This window comes from Shewanella sp. c952 (assembly GCF_019654975.1).
Lineage (GTDB): Bacteria > Pseudomonadota > Gammaproteobacteria > Enterobacterales > Shewanellaceae > Shewanella.
Genome location: NZ_BPEW01000019.1, coordinates 26,464 through 41,643 on the forward strand (window position 1 = coordinate 26,464; position 15,180 = coordinate 41,643).

Here is a 15,180-nt window from a genome sequence, read left to right on the forward strand (position 1 = left end):
TATTATGCAAACTCGTGAACAGATCCTAGAAGCACTGACTCACATCTTAGTTGATGAATTTGAAGTAGAAGCAGACGATATAACGTTAGAGGCATCACTCTATGAAGAACTAGATCTAGACAGTATTGATGCAGTCGATCTAGTGATCAAACTGCAACAGATGACAGGTAAAAAAATTAAGCCTGAAGAGTTCAAAGCAGTCCGTAGCGTCGGTGATGTCGTCACTGCGATTGAAGGTTTAGTTAAAGGCTAATGCGGCTATTTTTGCAAGTAGTGACCAGCTTGGTGGTTATTGGCTACCCACTAGCCGTCTACTTCGGTTTGCACTATTTGCCCGGCGGTACAATAGCACTGCTGCTATGTGCAGTATTACTACTGCGCTTAATGCTGCAAAAGCAGAAACTTAAAGCATTACGCCTACCGATATTTATTGGTATTGGCCTTACTGCAGGTAGCTTTTTCGCCAGGGAGCATGATCTTCTATTGTTCTATCCAGTGGTGATTAACCTCACCATGTTAGGGCTATTTAGCTACTCACTGCTTCGCGGTCCTAGCATGATCGAACAGTTAGCTAGACTAAAAGAGCCCGATCTGCCACAGACAGCTGTTGGCTATCTCAATAAAGTAACGCTGATTTGGTGTGGACTGTTTATTTTCAATGCAAGCGTGGCACTTTATACCGCGCTCTATACAGATTTAGCGACTTGGACACTCTATAACGGTTTAATCGCCTATTTGCTTATCGGTTTACTGCTCGCACTAGAGTGGTTATACAGAACATTGTGGTTAAAAAAGACATGACTCAATTACTTAAATCTTGGTTGTCTCAAGGGCCATCCGCACAGCAGTTGATCAGCTTCAACCATCACAATATTGTGACTGGTTCCGTATTCAGCAGCCAAGTGGCTCACTTACATCAGCAGTTAGTCAGCTCAATAGAGAAACGCTGGCTACTTAGTTGTGACAGCAGTGATATGTTTGCCGTCGGCCTCTGTGCAGGTTTACTCGCTGGCAAACAGATTATCTTACCAGCCAATACTCAAGCTGGAACATTAAGTGAATTGACTCATGAGTTTGAAGGGGTGATTTCAGATCTACCTCTCTGTGAAGGCAAAGCTTTTCTGCGCCTAGATAAAGAGCTCAACCTGCCAACATCGGCCTGGCCTCAATTGGCGCAATGGGGCGAACTGGTTCTATTTACCTCCGGTAGCAGCGGTAAACCTAAGAAAATTGCCAAGTCACTTAGCCAGCTAGATGCTGAGGTCAGTGTGCTAGAGCATACCTTTGCCGAACATTTGCCTCACTGTAGTGTGATCTCCACCGTTTCACACCAACATATTTATGGTCTGTTATTTAAAATTCTTTGGCCTTTGGCTGCCAGTCGCCCATTCCTGAGCGACCTTGTCGAATACCCCGAAACCCTGAGCTATTATGCAAACCTATTTCCAAATCTCTGCTTAATCAGCAGCCCTGCACAACTGTCTCGTTTACCCGACGCACTTGATAACGAGCGGCAACTTCGCGCGCCAAGCTTAGTATTTAGCTCTGGCGGCCCGTTAAACTTTGACGCTGCCATGGCGATTAAACATTGTTACGGTAAGTTACCCACAGAGGTGTTTGGTAGCACTGAAACCGGAGGAGTTGGTTATAGACAACAACACTCCCCTTTAGAACCTTGGCAAACTTTTGCCAAGATAGAGATTAAGCGTGATGCCGCCGATGGTGCACTGCAGCTTCGCTCCCCTTATTTAGAGGATGATAATTGGCTGAGGTGTGAAGATAAAATTAGCATTGTGGCCGATGATAAATTTACGCTCGAAGGGCGCCTAGATCGCATCATCAAAGTTGAAGAAAAACGCTTATCGCTGGTGCAAATGGAGTCATTGTTAGAGAGCCACCCTTACGTTAGCAAAGCAGCTTTACTGATGTTAGAGCAACCTAGAACCCAATTGGGCGCGGCAATTGAGCTTTCTCCACAAGGTATAGAATTGCTAGAGTCAGATGGGAAATTAGCGCTCAACAACCAGTTTAAGCAGCACCTATTATCTCAGTTTGAACGCGTTACACTGCCAAGACGCTGGCGCTATCCAGAGCAACTACCACTGGATCCACAAGGTAAACGCGTGCACCACACAATGTTAGCTTTATTTGATATCGATAAGTTTAAAAGCAAATGATTAAATCAGCACTTCCAGCCATTATCAGCACTCAGACTGATATCGATTCTATTTGCTGGCGCCTCAATATCGCAGCCGATCTCGAGTACTTTAGCGGCCACTTTCCCGAGCAACCAGTATTGCCAGGGGTCACTCAGCTTGATTGGGCCATCAAACTCGGTTGCCTACACTTTGGCTACGACTGTAATGTGGCAGTGCTTGAAGTCCTCAAATTCCAACAGCTGATGCTACCTGATACTCAGGTGGATTTAACCATCAGCCACAACGCCGCTAAAGCCAAGCTTATTTTTGCTTATAGTGATGGAGAAAAGCGCTTTGCATCGGGGCGAATAGTACTCAATAAAGCGGAGCAAACTACTCTCCAAACCACGGATGAGGTAAATGGTTAATGCGTATTGCCTTGGTCATTCCCAATTACAATCACCGAGCAGCTATTGCTGAAACGCTTGCTAAACTGGATGCGCTTGCTCTGCCCTGTTACTTAGTGAATGACGGCAGCGATGATGAAACTCGCTTTTTGCTTATTGAACTGGCAAACAAGTATCCTTGGGTAACGCTGCTGCACCACCCTTTTAACCGTGGCAAAGGCGCTGCGGTAATGACAGGACTGCGCACCGCCTACCAAGATGGTTTTAGCCATGCGTTGCAAGTTGATGCCGATGGCCAACATAACCTCGATGATATTCCAGCTATGCTCGCGCGGGCAGAGTCAGAACCAGAGGCTTTGATTTCAGGCTTGCCACAATATGATGACTCTGTGCCTAAAGGACGCTTGTACGGCCGCTATATCACCCACTTTTGGGTTTGGATAGAAACACTGAGCTTTGATATTCAAGACTCTATGTGTGGTTTTAGAGTTTACCCCTTAGCAGAAACAGAGAAGCTATTTTTAAGCCATGCCCTTGGCGAGCGAATGGATTTCGATATCGAAGTATTAGTGCGCCTATATTGGCAGGGCGTACCCGTTATCCATATTCCAACCCGCGTGATCTATCCTGAAGATGGTATTAGTCACTTTCAAGGTTTTAAAGATAATGTGCGCATATCAGCGATGCACAGCCAATTATTTTTTGGCATGTTACTACGCCAACCTAAGCGCTTATGGCAAAAATTGAGCCTGCGTAATCAAGATAAACACTGGTCAAGTATGCAAGAGCGCGGCAACTATTGGGGCATAAAATTCATAGCCGATAGCTATCGTTACGGCGGCCACTGGCTATGTCGCGCTATTATGTATCCTGTTATTTGCTACTTTTTTGCCACAGGTACAACCGCCCGAGCCGCATCAAAACAGTTCTTAGCTCAAGTGAAAACAACTCAACCTAACCACCCACTGCTTAGTGATAAACTTAGCTGGCGCGATAGCTTGAAACACTTTTTTGCCTTTGGTAATGCCGCTCTCGATCGGATTGATGCTTGGTGCGACCGCATCAAACTTGCTGAAGTCGATTTTCCAAATAGACAGCTACTGACAGACCAGCTTGAAACGGGAAAGGGCGCGGTTTTACTGGTCTCGCACTTAGGAAATCTAGAGCTTTGCCGTGCGATATCGATCCACCAGCGTAAAGTAAAAGTTAACGTCATGGTGCTAACTGACAACGCAGAAAACTTTAACCGCGTACTTAAACAACTCAATCCAGACAGCGCACTGAACCTTATTCAAGTCACGGAACTGGGCCCAAGTACCTCGATCTTATTGCAGCAAAAGATAGACGAGGGCGAATTGGTGGTGATTGCAGGAGATAGAACCTCATCACAAACTGCAGGACGGGTTATATACGCACCATTTCTAGGTAAAGAAGCGCCATTTCCCCAAGGGCCTTTTATCCTTGCTGGATTATTAGATTGCCCAGTATTTACCCTATTTTGCTTACGTGAGCAGGGGCGTTATCACGTACATGTAAGCCACTTTGCAAATACCCTAAAAGGTCCGCGTGCAGGCCGCGCCGAGCGGCTAGAAAATGCGGTACTCGATTTTAGCAAGCGCTTAGAATATTTTGCGCTGCGCCAGCCACTACAGTGGTTCAATTTTTATGATTTTTGGCACAGGGACGAAGATGTCCAACGTGCCAACATTAAAAGCAGTAAAGGACAACAACAAAAATGACACAGGCAAGCTCCCTGAACACCAATAAGCAATCGGTAGAATTTGGTTACCGCAACCTGTCTCTAGAAGACGTTGTAGCGATTGCTAAAGGCGCAACTGCAAAGCTAAACCAGACTGATGAGTATCGCGCCTACATCCAAAAAGGCGCCTGGTTTATCGACAGTTTGCTAAAAGAGGAAGGCGTAGTCTACGGCGTAACCACAGGTTATGGCGACTCTTGCACTGTCACTGTTGGACTTGATCTGGTGCATGAATTACCACTGCATTTAACCCGCTTTCATGGTTGTGGCATGGGCGACATTCTCTCTATCCCACAAGCAAGAGCCGTAATGGCCTGTCGCTTAAGCTCGCTCGCTGTCGGTAAATCTGGCGTCAGCTACGAGCTACTCGAGCGCATAGAAACACTGCTAAACCTTAACATTACTCCAGTCATCCCAGAGGAAGGCTCTGTCGGCGCCAGTGGTGACTTAACCCCACTGTCTTACCTCGCGGCAGTGCTAGTTGGTGAGCGTGATGTGATGTATCAGGGTGAACGTCGCCCAACCAGCGAAGTCTATCAGCAGCTAGGTATTGTGCCGCTTACACTGCGCCCTAAAGAGGGCTTAGCACTAATGAATGGCACAGCGGTAATGACTGCATTAGCCTGCTTAGCTTACGATAGAGCCCAATATATAACGCGTCTTTCAAGCCGTATTACTGCGATGGCATCACTCGTGTTAAAAGGGAATTCAAACCACTTTGATGACATCTTGTTTGCCGCCAAACCGCACCCTGGGCAAAACCAGATCGCGACTTGGATCCGTCAAGATCTCAATCATCACACTCATCCGCGTAATTCCGACAGGTTGCAAGACCGGTATTCAATTCGCTGCGCACCGCACGTCATTGGCGTACTGCAAGATGCACTGCCGTTTATGCGTCAGTTTATCGAAACTGAGCTAAATAGCGCCAACGATAACCCCATTGTTGATGCAGAAGGCGAGCATATTCTACACGGCGGACATTTCTATGGTGGCCATATCGCCTTTGCCATGGATTCAATGAAGAACGCAGTGGCAAACATCGCAGACCTTATCGATCGCCAGATGGCTTTAGTGATGGATCAAAAGTTTAATAATGGCCTACCAGCTAACTTGTCCGGTGCCATGGGTAAACGTAAAGCGATTAACCACGGCTTTAAAGCTGTGCAAATAGGCGTATCCGCTTGGACTGCTGAAGCGTTAAAAAATACTATGCCTGCTAGCGTGTTTTCACGTTCAACTGAATGCCATAACCAAGACAAAGTCAGTATGGGTACCATTTCAGCTCGTGACTGCATCCGAGTTTTACAACTGACGGAACAAGTGGCAGCTGCCGCGCTGCTGGCCATGTCACAAGGCATTCGTTTGCGGATCGCTCAGCAAGAACTCGTGCCAAGCACTCTCACCCCCTCACTAGGTAAGACGCTAGCGCAGGTTGAAGAAGATTTTGAACTACTTACCGAAGACCGACCGCTTGAGCAAACACTTCGCTCAACTGTAGATAAAATCCAATCGGGTTATTGGGAAGTATGCTAATGCATACCAGCATTAAGCGGAGAGCTGTGAACTGATGAAAGGCATAATAAGCACCGAGATCGAAGTTGTTATTCCATTCCATGATGTCGATTCAATGGGTATCACTTGGCATGGCAACTACTTACGCTATTTTGAGGTTGCTCGCTGCCAGTTACTCGATAAGATCGATTATGGCTACCGCGCAATGCAGAACTCAGGCTATAGCTGGCCCATTGTCGATCTGCAGATAAAGTATGTTCAATCGAGTACTTTCGATCAAAAAGTGATTATCAAAGCGGCCATTGTTGAGTGGGAGAACCGCCTTAAAATTAACTACCAAGTGTTGGATGCAACCACACGAAAACGCATTACCAAGGGCTATACCATCCAAGCTGCAGTAGATATGCAAACTCAAGAGCTGTGCTTTGTGACCCCTGATATATTTCAGCATAAAATCGCAGCGCTAATTGCCGATGTCGAACCATCAAGCCCAGCAACAGGATCAGCTAAGGGCATAAGCCAATGAGTTTGATGCCGCTGAAAAGAGTGTGTCAGCAACTTACCTTGCTAACCACTTTACTACTGGCAAGTAGCGCAAGCTTTAGCGCCGATAACCAAATAGATTTTACCGCTTTGTTTAGCCAACAGGCATCAAGTAGTGAGCTTGAGCAACTGACGCAGCAACTATCACCGAGTCCACAAGCAAAGGGACGGTTTACTCAGTATCGCTACTTAAAAGTACTCAAAAAGCCATTGGTGAGCCACGGTAATTTTGTATTTTCTAAGCAGCTTGGTATCGTTTGGCAGCAGCAATCTCCTTTTAGTAGCACCTTGATTCTACAAGCAGGCAGGCTAACGCAAATCGACAGCCAAGGACAAATACAGGTAACCGCCCAGCAACCTGCTAGCGCAAGCCAGTTATCACAGCTTATGCCAACCTTACTCAATGCACTGCTTAGCGGCGATCTGCACACGCTGCAACAGCATTTCAAGCTCAGCATCCATAGTGCCACCAGCAGCAATCCACAATGGCAGCTAGGGCTTATCCCTATTGACCCTATGGTGCAAAAGGCCATGCCTCGACTCGTATTGACCGGTGAACAGAAAATTCAAACCTTGACCCTATTTAGTGACAATCAAGACCGCAGCCGTATTGAGTTTTCCGAGCTTGTTGAACAACCATTAACTGAGCAAGACAAAGCGCGCTTCTCGCCCGCTATGGCAGATAACCTCAGAGAGAGCCAATGAGCGCCAAACTGCAGCTTGTGGCACTTGGCTTTCTATCCCAAATAAGCCCAAATAAAAAGCTCGCTATCTGGTTGGCGTTAGTCGTTAGCACGCTAATTGCTGGCTGTGTTCAATGGCAGTCTGGTGCAAAAATTCAAACCGACATTTTAGCTATGTTGCCCAAAGTGAGCGAAAGCCCACTGACACAGCGAGCAATGGCATCCGTTGAACAACAACTCGCCAACAGGCTTTATATCGGGGTTATTGCAGCAGATAAAAATCAAGTAATTAATGGCGCTTCCCTGTTAATGCAGCAGTTGAAAACACACAGTGCAGCGGTATTTACTGATGTTATCAGCGCAGATATATCGCAAGCACAGACTTTAAATGCTTTTTATTTCCCCTATCGCTTTAACCTGCTCACCGATAGGCAGCAGCAACAGCTCAGTCAACAACAATGGCCGCAGCTCACTCAAGCCAGTCTACATAAACTCTATAGTGCATTTGGCTATGCCAATAGCGGCCTCATTAGCCAAGACCCGCTGCTGCTCTACCCTGATAACTTGTTAGCACTTGCTCCTAAGCAATCACTGTCGGTACAAAATGGCGTATTGCTGAGCACGTATCCGCAAAACCGCAGCGATACTTCCTCCAAGTACATCGCAATTGTAATGGCCAAAGGGCTACAAAGCGCCTTTAGTCCCACTGCTCAACAGCAGCAATTAGCCGCATTAAATCAAGCCATGAGCGCTGTTACTGATGATAATGCAGAGATAAGTTTCATCAAGGCTGGAGCACTGTTTCATGCCGCTGCGGCTACAGATAATGCCAAGCAAGAGGTCTCAAGTATTGGGCTTATCTCGCTTATCGGTGTAATCGCATTGGTGTGGTTGGCTTTTCGCTCTGTAATGCCATTGACCATAGCTATCATTACCTTGAGTAGCAGCCTACTGTTTGCCATCGTGCTGACTCTATTGGTGTTTGGCGAACTGCATCTACTTACCTTGGTGTTTGGTACGAGCTTGATAGGTATTGCCATTGATTACTGTTTTCACTTTTACTGCGAGCGCCTCAATAATGCGAGCCTTGATGCTAACCAAACCTCATTAACTATTTTACCTGCTATATCACTGGCGTTAATCACTAGTATTGTTGCCTATGGCTCTTTAGGGTTAGCGCCCTTCCCTGGTATGCAGCAAGTCGCTATATTCTGCGCTGCAGGGCTCATTGGTGCTTACTTAACTTTAGTGTTTGCTTACCCCAAACTGGCCAGCGCAAATCTAAAAGATAACCAATATCTACTCAATATAGCCGACCGCTACCAAGGCTTTATGCTTAAGCGTGTTATGCCATCCTCTCGATTAACCAGTTGCATATGGCTACTAGCCGGCATGACTTTTACAGCGATTGGATTGAACCAACTTCGCAGTGACGATGATATTCGGCAGTTGCAGCACACTCCCACAGCGATTCAGCAACAAGAAGACAGCCTGCGCACAGTGCTAAGTGGCGGCACTGACAATCAGTTCTTGCTGGTTCACGCTAATAGTGAAGAGGCACTTAAGTTGCAGCTTGAACAACTCGAGCCACAGCTTGAGTCGGCAACTAAACAACAGTTGATAGGAAACCATTTCAGTTTAAGTCGCTTTCTTCCGAGTGAGAAAACCCAAGCGAGTAATTATCAGCTGCAACAACAGATCTATCTAGATAATTTAACTGAAATCTTAGCCAGACTCGGTATTGAAGAGAGCATAGCTCAACCACTTGTGGAAGAGTATCGTGCCGCAAATGGCCGTTATATCGACGCAAATGCATTCTTAAACTCAGCAGCAGGCCAGCAGTTAGCTCCGTTATGGCTTATGCCAGAGCAAGGCTCAGACTACGGCGCTATTGTGATGCTTGGAGGCATTAAGCAACTTGATAAACTCTCAGCGCTATTTAGCAATAAACCTAACGTGCAGTTGATTGATAAAGTCGCTGAGATCTCAAAGTTGATGAGCCATTACCGGCAACTCACCTTAGCATTACTGGTTATCGCGCTGGTTGCAGCACTGGCTATTTTCAGTTTGAGATTTGGCATTAAATTGGCAACTATCGTGGTTTGCGTGCCTGCTTTGTCAGCTTTATTAACCCTATCCGCTTTAGGTTTACTGCAGGCACCTCTGACGCTGTTTCACGCCTTAGCGCTGATCTTAGTGTTTGGGATCGGTATTGACTACAGCCTGTTTTTTGCTGAAGCCAAGCAACAGACTCGCGGGGTGATGATGGCGGTACTAATGTCAGCAACCTCAACCTTGCTAGCCTTTGGTTTACTCGCCTTTAGCCAAACCCCAGCAATTAGCGCGTTTGGTTTAACACTACTAATCGGTATTAGCTTTACCTTTTTACTCTCTCCCTTTATTCAGATTTTCACAAGGAAAACAGCCGAATGCTAAGCACTCACGCACATCAAAACACCATAAGTGTTGAAGAAGTCGATGTCGCCATTATAGGTGCAGGTCCATCAGGTAGCATTGCAGCAAGCTTGCTGCATGCCCAAGGAAAACGTGTGCTAGTGCTTGAAAAGCAACATTTTCCACGCTTTTCTATTGGGGAGAGTTTGCTACCTTGCTGTATGCAGGTAATAGCAGAAGCCAATATGCTCGATGCGGTCAATCAAGCGGGTTTTCAATATAAAGATGGCGCCGCATTTAGATGTGGTGACCAATACACCACTTTTAATTTCGAAGACAAATTTAGCCAAGGTCCAGGTACCACCTTTCAGGTTGAGCGGGCAAAGTTCGATAAACTATTGGCTGACGAGGCTACCAAGCAAGGCGTTGAGATCCGTTACGGGCAATCGGTAGAGTCGGTAGATTTAGCCAATGAGCCACAGCTAACCGTTAGCAGTGATACAGGCGAAAGCTACCGTGTTAATGCCAAGTTTATTCTTGATGCCAGTGGCTTTGGTCGAGTATTACCGCGATTACTTAAGCTAGAAAAGCCATCAAGCTTACCAACACGCACAGCGGTGTTTAATCATATTCAAGACAATATTACTTGTAGCGATTTTGACCGTAATAAGATCCTTATTAGCGTTCACCCACAGAACCAAGATATTTGGTACTGGCTTATTCCGTTTAGCGATGGCCGTTGCTCAGTTGGCGTGGTGGCAGAGCCCCATCAGCTTGGCGATCTAAGCGCTAATCTTGATGATGTATTGCTAGAGATGATCTCCCAAGAACCAGGGCTTAAACGATTGTTAGCCAATGCCGAACTGATTAATGATAGCGGCATATTAAAAGGTTACTCAGCTAACGTGACCACCTTAGCTAGCGACAAATTTGCACTACTTGGTAACGCTGGCGAGTTCCTCGACCCTGTGTTTTCATCGGGTGTCACCATTGCGATGCAGTCCGCGTCTTTAGCGGCAAAAGCGCTGGTTAAGCAACTCGATGGTGAAAGTATTAATTGGCAAACTGAGTATGCTGAGCCGCTGATGAAGGGGGTCGATACCTTCAGAACCTATGTGGAAGCTTGGTATGACTGCCGCTTTCAAGAAGCTATCTTCTATCAAGACCCTGATCGCACTATTAAGCAGATGATCTGCTCAATCTTAGCTGGCTATGCATGGGATCAAAAAAATCCTTTTGTTAGCGAGTCTAAAAGACGCCTCAATATGGTTGTAGAACTATGCCGCAGCTAGGGTATCGCTTAGCAACATTCGCCATTGTAGGGCTACTGCTATTAACGGGTTGTAGCCATACTGTGCAAAGACAGACCTGCGTTGAACTTCCAAGCGATGTGAGTTATTGCCTAGCGCCGATAGCGGGTAGCAGTCAGAGTCAACTGACGCCTATTATTGAGCGCAGTCTGACGCAAAAAGCCACCATAAAAACTCAATCGAGCCAGCATGAACTGTTAACCCAACTTGAGCTTACTGCGCAGCAGTTGACCTTAGTAGGTTTAGCCCCTCTAGGACAGCCATTATTCACGCTCACTTATGACGGCCACCAACTCATTAGCGAGCAAAGTACACTGCTCGGGTCGCAATTTAAAGCAGAGTATCTGCTTGCCATTATGCAGCTTATCTATTGGGATGAAGGCAGCATTAATCAGTATCTACAAAATGGCTATATACAAGGCTATAATTGCGATGCAGGCTATTGCCGAAGGCTTTATGTCGATAAGCAACACAGTACTGTTGACGATGAGCCGATTGTCACGATTAGTTATAGTCAGCAAGACCCATGGTCAGCTAACGTCAAACTCAACATAGATGCAGCGAGCTTTGAGCTCATCATCAACCCGTTATAAACCCGTTATGGTGATTTAAAGTGAACTCAAAGACTGCAATAGCAATAACTCAAATAGGTTTATGTACGCCATTAGGTGACAGTCCAACTGCCGTGCTCAATAACTTGATTAACGCCAATACTGACGGTATGAAATGGCGCGACGACTTGATGCCTGAGCGTGCTGCACTTGTGGGTGAAGTCCGTACCGTATTGCAACCATTAGCCATCAAATGGCAGCGTTTTGATACCCGCAATAATCAAATAGCATTAGTCGCCGCTAAGCAGATTGAACAGCAAGTCTTAGCAGCTAAAGAGCAATATGGCGCAGATAGAGTAGCGGTAATCATCGGCACCAGCACCTCAGGTATTGCCACAGGCGAGCAAGCTTTAGCTCAACACAGTGAGCATGGCGAGTTCCCGACAGGATACGATTATGCCCAGCAAGAACTAGGCGATACGAGCCAATTTTTACAGCATTACTTTGGCCTCAGCGGCCCCTGTTTGACGGTTTCTACAGCCTGTTCCTCAAGTGCCAAAGCCTTTGCTAGTGCTCGCAGAATGCTGAATGCCGACCTTTGTGATATCGCTATTGTCGGCGGTGTGGATTCCCTGTGCCAATTAACCCTCAATGGTTTTAACTCGCTTGAGTCTATATCTAAGGGACACTGCCAACCTTTTAGTGTCAATCGTGACGGTATCAATATTGGTGAAGGGGCAGCGCTGTTCCTGATAGCGCGCGCAACTGAGCAAGATGAAATATTATTAGCTGGTGTCGGTGAATCAAGCGATGCCTACCATATCTCTGCGCCACATCCTGAGGGTATAGGCGCCATTGCCGCTATGCAATCAGCGCTAAAGATGGCCCAGTTAGCGCCGGAGCAAATTAGCTACTTAAATTTACATGGCACTGCGACACCTAAAAACGATGCGATGGAAAGCCGCGCCGTTAACACCGTATTTAGTCATCACCCTCCAGCATGCAGTTCAACTAAACCGTTGGTTGGTCACACCTTGGGAGCGGCAGGTGCGATTGAAGCGGCTTTTTGTTATCTACTACTTAGTGAGTTAAATACTGATAATCAGTTACCACCACAAGTGTGGGACGCAGAGCAAGATCCCAATAACCCAGTATTACCTTTAGTCGCTCAGGGAGATTGTGCTCCACTACAGCATATTATGAGTAACTCTTTTGCCTTTGGCGGCAGCAATGCCAGCTTAATCCTCAGCAGAAGTACAGCAGCAACTAACCGAGCAAATGCAGATGTTTGATTTAACCACCCTTGCCAGCCAAGACGTTGAGCAGTTTATTCCCCATAGACAACCTATGGTGCTGATAAGTAACTTACTTGAGTTTGAAGCTGACAGCTTACTCACTCAAACCGTCATCAGCAGCACAAGTGCCTATTTTGACCCAACGTTAAAAGGTGTCCCAAACTATGTTGGCATTGAATATATGGCGCAAAGTATTGCCGCCCTAGCTGGAGTAGAAGCACGTCTTAGGGATGACATCATTAGAGTTGGTTTCCTGCTTGGCACCCGCAAGCTCAAGATGCATATTCCCCACTTTAAAGACGGTGAAACCTATCAAACCCATGTTACTCGCCTCTATCAAGAAGACTCTGGTCTAGCGGTGTTTGATTGTAAGATAATGCACAATGAGCAACTGGTTGCAGAGGCTAATGTTAATGTATTTCAGCCGCAAGATACCCAAGCCTATATAGCTGAAGCCACTGACTAACAATAAAAATAACATCACAGAAAACAGCATAATCCCGTTAATCAACGCTAAGGGGCTGTTAGGGAGAAAAGATGACTAAAAGAATATTAATTACCGGTTCTAGCCGTGGTATTGGCAAAGCAGTCGCATTAAAGCTGGCAGAATCAGGGTTTGATATCGCCATGCATTACTATCAAAACATCAGCGCTGCGAAAGAAACCCAGCAAGCGCTAGAGCAACATGGCGCAAATGTCTCTTGCCTTAAATTTGATATTGCCGATCGCGCAGCAGTCAAACAAGCTATCGAGCAAGATATTGAACAGCATGGCGCCTATTACGGCGTTGTCTTAAATGCAGGCATAAACTGTGATACCGCCTTCCCTGCCATGACAGAGTCAGAGTGGGACAGCGTAGTGCATACCAACCTTGATGGTTTTTATAATGTTATCCATCCAACAGTGATGCCGATGGTACAAGCAAGGCAAGGCGGACGCATTATCACCATGGCTTCAGTATCCGGTATTGCAGGTAACCGCGGCCAAGTTAACTATAGCGCTTCAAAAGCGGGCATTATCGGTGCAACTAAAGCGCTATCACTTGAGTTAGCTAAACGTAAAATTACCGTTAACTGCATCGCGCCTGGACTTATCGAGACCAATATGGTGTCAGACGTTCCAAAGGATATGGTCAACTCTATTGTACCAATGCGACGTATGGGTAAAGCCTCTGAAATAGCAGGACTGGCTAACTTCTTAATGTCAGATGACGCAGCCTATATCACTCGCCAAGTTATATCGGTCAATGGAGGCATGATATGAGCCACCTGCCACGTCGAGTCGTGATTACAGGTATAGGTGGAATAACCGCTCTAGGCCACGACTGGCAAACCATTGCAACGAACCTAAAAGCACAGAAAAACTGTGTTGTTAGGCTTGATGAGTGGGATAAATTTGATGGCCTAAATACCCGTTTAGCAGCGCCAATTACCGATTTCCAGCAGCCAGCGCACTATTCACGTAAAAAAATTCGCTCCATGGGACGAGTATCCATCATGGCAACTCGCGCCAGTGAGCTCGCACTGATTGATGCCAATCTACTAGACGATCCAGTCGTCACTTCTGGCGCGATGGGAATAGCCTACGGCTCATCTACCGGCAGTACAGATCCTATTATCGCCTTTGGTGATATGTTGAAAACTGGCGATATGTCTGGCGTCACTGCCACCAGCTACATTCGAATGATGGCGCATACTACCGCAGTGAATGTCGGAGTATTTTTTGGTTTAAAAGGTCGGGTGCATACCACTAGTAGCGCTTGTACCTCTGGCAGTCAAGGCATAGGTTACTCCTATGAAGCGATAAAATATGGCCAGCAAGATCTGATGCTCGCGGGCGGCGGCGAAGAGCTTTGCCCAACAGAAGCGGTGGTGTTCGATACCCTGTTTGCCACCAGTACCTTAAATGATACCCCAGCAGCAACACCGAAACCTTTTGATAAACAGCGTGACGGATTAGTGATTGGAGAAGGCGCTTGTACCTTAGTGCTGGAAGAGCTTGAACATGCACAGGCTCGCGGCGCAAAAATCTACGCAGAAATTGTCGGTTTTGGCACCAACTCTGATGGCTTACATGTCACCCAGCCAAATGCTGATACCATGGAGAAAGCCATTAGGTTGGCACTCAAAGATGCTGATATCGAAGCCAATAAGATTGGCTATGTCAACGCACACGGCACAGCAACAGATCGCGGTGACATTGCCGAAACGCAGGCGACTCATGCAGTGTTTGGCGCCTCACAGCCGATATCATCGTTAAAAAGTTATACCGGACACACCTTAGGTGCTTGCGGGGCGCTTGAAGCCTGGGCTAGTGTTGAGATGATGAATCAAGGTTGGTTTGCACCGACATTAAACCTGAAAGAGATTGATCCCGATTGCGGTCAACTCGACTATATCAAAGATGATGTTAGACAGATTGAAACTGATTATGTCATGAGTAATAACTTTGCCTTTGGTGGCATCAACACCTCTCTCATCTTTAAAAAGTGGTCTAGTTAATCCTAAGACGATGCCTCCTTCTAGGTGGCTTTTTCTCAAAAACGTTGATTAGTAAAATCTTATTGAAGTAAGTCTAATAATAAG

The 15,180-nt window shown here is 46.4% G+C and carries 15 protein-coding genes; all 15 read left to right on the forward strand.

Annotation, left to right across the window (positions count from 1 at the left end; all coding sequences use genetic code 11):
• The first annotated feature begins 4 nt into the window (after positions 1 to 4).
• The 15 genes from K5R16_RS13360 to K5R16_RS13430 all read left to right on the forward strand — a co-directional run bounded on the left by K5R16_RS13360 (position 5) and on the right by K5R16_RS13430 (position 15,096).
• Positions 5 to 253 (forward strand): acyl carrier protein, encoded by a 249-nt coding sequence (locus K5R16_RS13360; protein ID WP_020910524.1) that lies wholly within the window; start codon positions 5 to 7, stop codon positions 251 to 253.
• On the forward strand, positions 253 to 801 hold the full coding sequence (locus tag K5R16_RS13365) for a hypothetical protein (RefSeq protein ID WP_220738058.1): 549 nt from the start codon (positions 253 to 255) through the stop codon (positions 799 to 801). The genes K5R16_RS13360 and K5R16_RS13365 overlap by 1 nt, the downstream gene beginning before the upstream one ends.
• Complete coding sequence (locus tag K5R16_RS13370) at positions 798 to 2,177, forward strand: AMP-binding protein (protein ID WP_220738059.1); 1,380 nt, start codon at positions 798 to 800, stop codon at positions 2,175 to 2,177. The genes K5R16_RS13365 and K5R16_RS13370 overlap by 4 nt, the downstream gene beginning before the upstream one ends.
• Complete coding sequence (locus K5R16_RS13375) at positions 2,174 to 2,566, forward strand: thioester dehydrase (protein WP_220738060.1); 393 nt, start codon at positions 2,174 to 2,176, stop codon at positions 2,564 to 2,566. Before K5R16_RS13370 ends, K5R16_RS13375 begins: the two co-directional genes overlap by 4 nt.
• The gene (locus K5R16_RS13380; protein ID WP_220738061.1) at positions 2,566 to 4,284 is read left to right on the forward strand and encodes a glycosyltransferase; all 1,719 of its coding nucleotides are present in this window, start codon (positions 2,566 to 2,568) and stop codon (positions 4,282 to 4,284) included. The genes K5R16_RS13375 and K5R16_RS13380 overlap by 1 nt, the downstream gene beginning before the upstream one ends.
• Entirely contained in the window at positions 4,281 to 5,840 is a 1,560-nt protein-coding gene (gene hutH / locus K5R16_RS13385; RefSeq protein WP_220738062.1) for a histidine ammonia-lyase, read from the forward strand. The genes K5R16_RS13380 and hutH overlap by 4 nt, the downstream gene beginning before the upstream one ends.
• A 34-nt stretch (positions 5,841 to 5,874) precedes the next feature.
• Complete coding sequence (locus tag K5R16_RS13390; protein ID WP_220738063.1) at positions 5,875 to 6,345, forward strand: thioesterase family protein; 471 nt, start codon at positions 5,875 to 5,877, stop codon at positions 6,343 to 6,345.
• Positions 6,342 to 7,067: an outer membrane lipoprotein carrier protein LolA gene (locus tag K5R16_RS13395; protein WP_220738064.1), complete on the forward strand. Its 726-nt coding sequence runs from the start codon at positions 6,342 to 6,344 to the stop codon at positions 7,065 to 7,067. The genes K5R16_RS13390 and K5R16_RS13395 overlap by 4 nt, the downstream gene beginning before the upstream one ends.
• On the forward strand, positions 7,064 to 9,481 hold the full coding sequence (locus tag K5R16_RS13400) for an MMPL family transporter (RefSeq protein ID WP_220738065.1): 2,418 nt from the start codon (positions 7,064 to 7,066) through the stop codon (positions 9,479 to 9,481). Before K5R16_RS13395 ends, K5R16_RS13400 begins: the two co-directional genes overlap by 4 nt.
• A complete protein-coding gene (locus K5R16_RS13405) occupies positions 9,475 to 10,731 on the forward strand; it encodes an NAD(P)/FAD-dependent oxidoreductase (protein ID WP_220738066.1) in 1,257 nt (418 codons plus the stop codon). The genes K5R16_RS13400 and K5R16_RS13405 overlap by 7 nt, the downstream gene beginning before the upstream one ends.
• Positions 10,719 to 11,342 (forward strand): DUF3261 domain-containing protein, encoded by a 624-nt coding sequence (locus K5R16_RS13410; protein WP_220738067.1) that lies wholly within the window; start codon positions 10,719 to 10,721, stop codon positions 11,340 to 11,342. Before K5R16_RS13405 ends, K5R16_RS13410 begins: the two co-directional genes overlap by 13 nt.
• A gap of 20 nt (positions 11,343 to 11,362) precedes the next feature.
• The gene (locus tag K5R16_RS13415; protein WP_220738068.1) at positions 11,363 to 12,592 is read left to right on the forward strand and encodes a beta-ketoacyl-[acyl-carrier-protein] synthase family protein; all 1,230 of its coding nucleotides are present in this window, start codon (positions 11,363 to 11,365) and stop codon (positions 12,590 to 12,592) included.
• Entirely contained in the window at positions 12,585 to 13,061 is a 477-nt protein-coding gene (locus K5R16_RS13420; protein WP_220738069.1) for a hotdog family protein, read from the forward strand. Before K5R16_RS13415 ends, K5R16_RS13420 begins: the two co-directional genes overlap by 8 nt.
• A gap of 71 nt (positions 13,062 to 13,132) precedes the next feature.
• Positions 13,133 to 13,858 carry a 3-ketoacyl-ACP reductase FabG2 gene (locus tag K5R16_RS13425; protein ID WP_220738070.1) on the forward strand — a complete coding sequence of 242 codons (726 nt, stop codon included), beginning with the start codon at positions 13,133 to 13,135 and terminating at the stop codon, positions 13,856 to 13,858.
• Entirely contained in the window at positions 13,855 to 15,096 is a 1,242-nt protein-coding gene (locus K5R16_RS13430; protein WP_220738071.1) for a beta-ketoacyl-ACP synthase, read from the forward strand. The genes K5R16_RS13425 and K5R16_RS13430 overlap by 4 nt, the downstream gene beginning before the upstream one ends.
• Positions 15,097 to 15,180 lie beyond the last annotated feature (84 nt).

Excerpts from the sequence above, each read along its gene's own strand:
- K5R16_RS13360 (WP_020910524.1), top strand. The coding sequence starts at position 5 with ATGCAAACTCGTGAACAGATCCTAGAAGCACTGACTCACATCTTAGTT.
- K5R16_RS13365 (WP_220738058.1), top strand. The coding sequence starts at position 253 with ATGCGGCTATTTTTGCAAGTAGTGACCAGCTTGGTGGTTATTGGCTAC.
- K5R16_RS13370 (WP_220738059.1), top strand. The coding sequence starts at position 798 with ATGACTCAATTACTTAAATCTTGGTTGTCTCAAGGGCCATCCGCACAG.
- K5R16_RS13375 (WP_220738060.1), top strand. The coding sequence starts at position 2,174 with ATGATTAAATCAGCACTTCCAGCCATTATCAGCACTCAGACTGATATC.
- K5R16_RS13380 (WP_220738061.1), top strand. The coding sequence starts at position 2,566 with ATGCGTATTGCCTTGGTCATTCCCAATTACAATCACCGAGCAGCTATT.
- hutH (WP_220738062.1), top strand. The coding sequence starts at position 4,281 with ATGACACAGGCAAGCTCCCTGAACACCAATAAGCAATCGGTAGAATTT.
- K5R16_RS13390 (WP_220738063.1), top strand. The coding sequence starts at position 5,875 with ATGAAAGGCATAATAAGCACCGAGATCGAAGTTGTTATTCCATTCCAT.
- K5R16_RS13395 (WP_220738064.1), top strand. The coding sequence starts at position 6,342 with ATGAGTTTGATGCCGCTGAAAAGAGTGTGTCAGCAACTTACCTTGCTA.
- K5R16_RS13400 (WP_220738065.1), top strand. The coding sequence starts at position 7,064 with ATGAGCGCCAAACTGCAGCTTGTGGCACTTGGCTTTCTATCCCAAATA.
- K5R16_RS13405 (WP_220738066.1), top strand. The coding sequence starts at position 9,475 with ATGCTAAGCACTCACGCACATCAAAACACCATAAGTGTTGAAGAAGTC.
- K5R16_RS13410 (WP_220738067.1), top strand. The coding sequence starts at position 10,719 with ATGCCGCAGCTAGGGTATCGCTTAGCAACATTCGCCATTGTAGGGCTA.
- K5R16_RS13420 (WP_220738069.1), top strand. The coding sequence starts at position 12,585 with ATGTTTGATTTAACCACCCTTGCCAGCCAAGACGTTGAGCAGTTTATT.
- K5R16_RS13425 (WP_220738070.1), top strand. The coding sequence starts at position 13,133 with ATGACTAAAAGAATATTAATTACCGGTTCTAGCCGTGGTATTGGCAAA.
- K5R16_RS13430 (WP_220738071.1), top strand. The coding sequence starts at position 13,855 with ATGAGCCACCTGCCACGTCGAGTCGTGATTACAGGTATAGGTGGAATA.